2 protein-coding genes are annotated in these 2,275 nt (G+C 57.6%); both read right to left on the reverse strand.

The annotated features are described in order from the left end of the window. On the reverse strand, positions 1–621 hold the full coding sequence (gene pth / locus RUM_RS11205; protein ID WP_015559204.1) for an aminoacyl-tRNA hydrolase: 621 nt from the start codon (positions 619–621) through the stop codon (positions 1–3). Positions 622–633: 12 nt separating this feature from the next. Continuing rightward, a complete protein-coding gene (glmU, locus tag RUM_RS11210; RefSeq protein ID WP_015559205.1) occupies positions 634–2,004 on the reverse strand; it encodes a bifunctional UDP-N-acetylglucosamine diphosphorylase/glucosamine-1-phosphate N-acetyltransferase GlmU in 1,371 nt (456 codons plus the stop codon). Positions 2,005–2,275 lie beyond the last annotated feature (271 nt).

Below are 2,275 nucleotides of genomic sequence, written 5' to 3' on the forward strand. Positions count from 1 at the left end.
TCAGGCATTGTACCGGTTCATGGCTTCATCGATCTTGCCGTTTACCATCAGAGCAATGCTCTCACAGGCATGCTCTGCTGCAATGTGCATCTGCTCCAGCTCCTCCTTGGTGAACCGGGACAGCACCCAGTCCGCCAGATTGTAATCCGGCCGGGGCTTCTTCCCCACCCCCAGCTTGATCCGGGGAAAGGTATCCTCGCCGGTGAGATAGATGATGCTCTTGATGCCGTTGTGTCCCCCGTCGCTACCCTTCCGGCGGATCCGCAGCCGGGAGGGCTCCAGGGAAATGTCATCGTATACGACTATGATATGATCGATGGGCAGCTTGTAAAACTGCATGGCCTCCGCCACCGCCTGACCGCTGTTGTTCATATAGGTGGTGGGCTTCATCAGCAGGCAGCGCTTCCCGGCGATCACCGCATCTCCGCACAGGGACTTGAATTTCATCCGCTTGATCTCCGTATGCTCCCGCTCCGCCAGCAGATCCAGGGTCATGAACCCGGCGTTGTGCCGGGTCTGGGCATACTCCAGCCCCGGATTCCCCAGCCCCACGATCAGATACTCCGGAGGCCCGGCAGGGGCGGCGGATTCCACCTGCTTGAACAGGTCAAAAATGCTCATAACGTCCTCCTATTACAGCTTTCCCTTCAGCTTCCGCAGGGTGTAGCCCTCCTTCACCTGCATCACGCCCCGGTCGATGGCAAGGGAGTAATCCGGCACATCCCGGGTGACGGTGGTGCCGGCAGCGGTATACACTGCCTTCCCCAGCTTCACCGGTGCGATCAGGTTGGTGTTGCAGCCGATGAAGCAATTGTCCCCGATCTCGCAGCGGCTCTTGACGATGCCGTCATAGTTGACCGTCACCGTACCGCAGCCGAAGTTCACCTTCTTGCCCACGTCGCTGTCTCCCACATAGGTCAGATGCGCCACGGCAGTATTCTCCCCGATGGTGGAATTCTTGATCTCTACAAAGTCCCCGATCTTTACGCCGCTCATAATGTGGCTGTTGGGACGGATGTGTACAAAGGGGCCGATCTTCACCCCTGCCTCAATGACGGACTGATACGCCTGCACATAATTGAGCCGCACCCCGTCCTTGATCTCGCAGTTCTCGATCAGGCAGTTGGGGCCGATGATGCAGTTGGCACCGATCTTCGTCTTTCCCCGGATAATGGTGCCCGGCAGGATCTCCGTGCCTGCCCCGATCTCCACGTCCCGGGTAATGGTGATGCCGTCGGTACAGGTGAATGCCACCCCGTTTTCCAGATGCTTTTCGATCTGCGCCAGCCGTGCCACCGTATTGAGCATCAGCAGACCCTTCCGGTCATTGGCGCCCAGCACCACATCCGGATTCTCCGACAGATAGGCACCGGCACGCTTGCCGCTGTGGAGCGCCAGGTAAATGGTATCCGTCAGATAGTATTCCCCCTGGGCATTATTCTGGGTCAGTCCCCCCAGCAGCGTGATGAGATCCGCCGTCCGGAACCAGTAGGCGCCGGAGTTGATCTCCCGGATCCGGCGCTGCTCCTCGGTGGCGTCCTTTTCCTCCACGATGCAGGTAATGCCGTTGTCCCCACGGAGGATCCTGCCGTAGCCCTTGGGGTTCTCCGCCAGGGCGGTGATGACCGTCACCGCATTCCCCTCCTGCACATGCTGCTCCAGGGCGTTGCGGATGGTATCGCTGTCAATGAAGGGGGCATCCCCGCACAGCACCAGGGTGTTGCCCGTCTGTTCCTGCTGCATAAAGGGGATCGCCTGCATCACCGCATGACCGGTACCCAGCCGTTCCTCCTGCAATACGGTTTCGTATCTGCCGTTCAGGTAGGCATCGATCTGTGCCGCCTCAAAGCCCTTCACCACGCAGATCCGGGACAATCCTGCCCCTTCGCATGCTTTGATGACCCACTCCAGCATGGGCTCCTCCAGCACGGTAAACATGGGCTTGGGCATATCCGCCTTCATACGCTTGCCCTGTCCCCCTGCGAGAATAATCACGTTGTCCATAATAACCTCCATCCGCAGCACTGCTGCTTGTAGTATATCTTTATAATTATAGCATATTATGGGCAGAAAGAAAAGAGGATACGGGGATTTTCTTTTTTATATTTTGGGCGGTTCCTTATGGTCTGCGTGCCGGGCGCACGCCCTGCTGTTTTGCTGTTGGTGACCGTTTTCTTTTTTGCGTTTTCTGATAGTCTGCGTGCTGGGCTTACGCAATAGAGGCTTACCGCAGTCTTGGGGAGACAACCCAGGAGGTATTATCATACTCTGCCTA

The sequence above is a fragment of the Ruminococcus champanellensis 18P13 = JCM 17042 genome, assembly GCF_000210095.1.
GTDB lineage: Bacteria > Bacillota > Clostridia > Oscillospirales > Ruminococcaceae > Ruminococcus_F > Ruminococcus_F champanellensis.

Bases quoted from the DNA above. Each gene is read 5' to 3' on its own strand.
- pth (WP_015559204.1), bottom strand. From the start codon at position 621: ATGAGCATTTTTGACCTGTTCAAGCAGGTGGAATCCGCCGCCCCTGCC.
- glmU (WP_015559205.1), bottom strand. From the start codon at position 2,004: ATGGACAACGTGATTATTCTCGCAGGGGGACAGGGCAAGCGTATGAAG.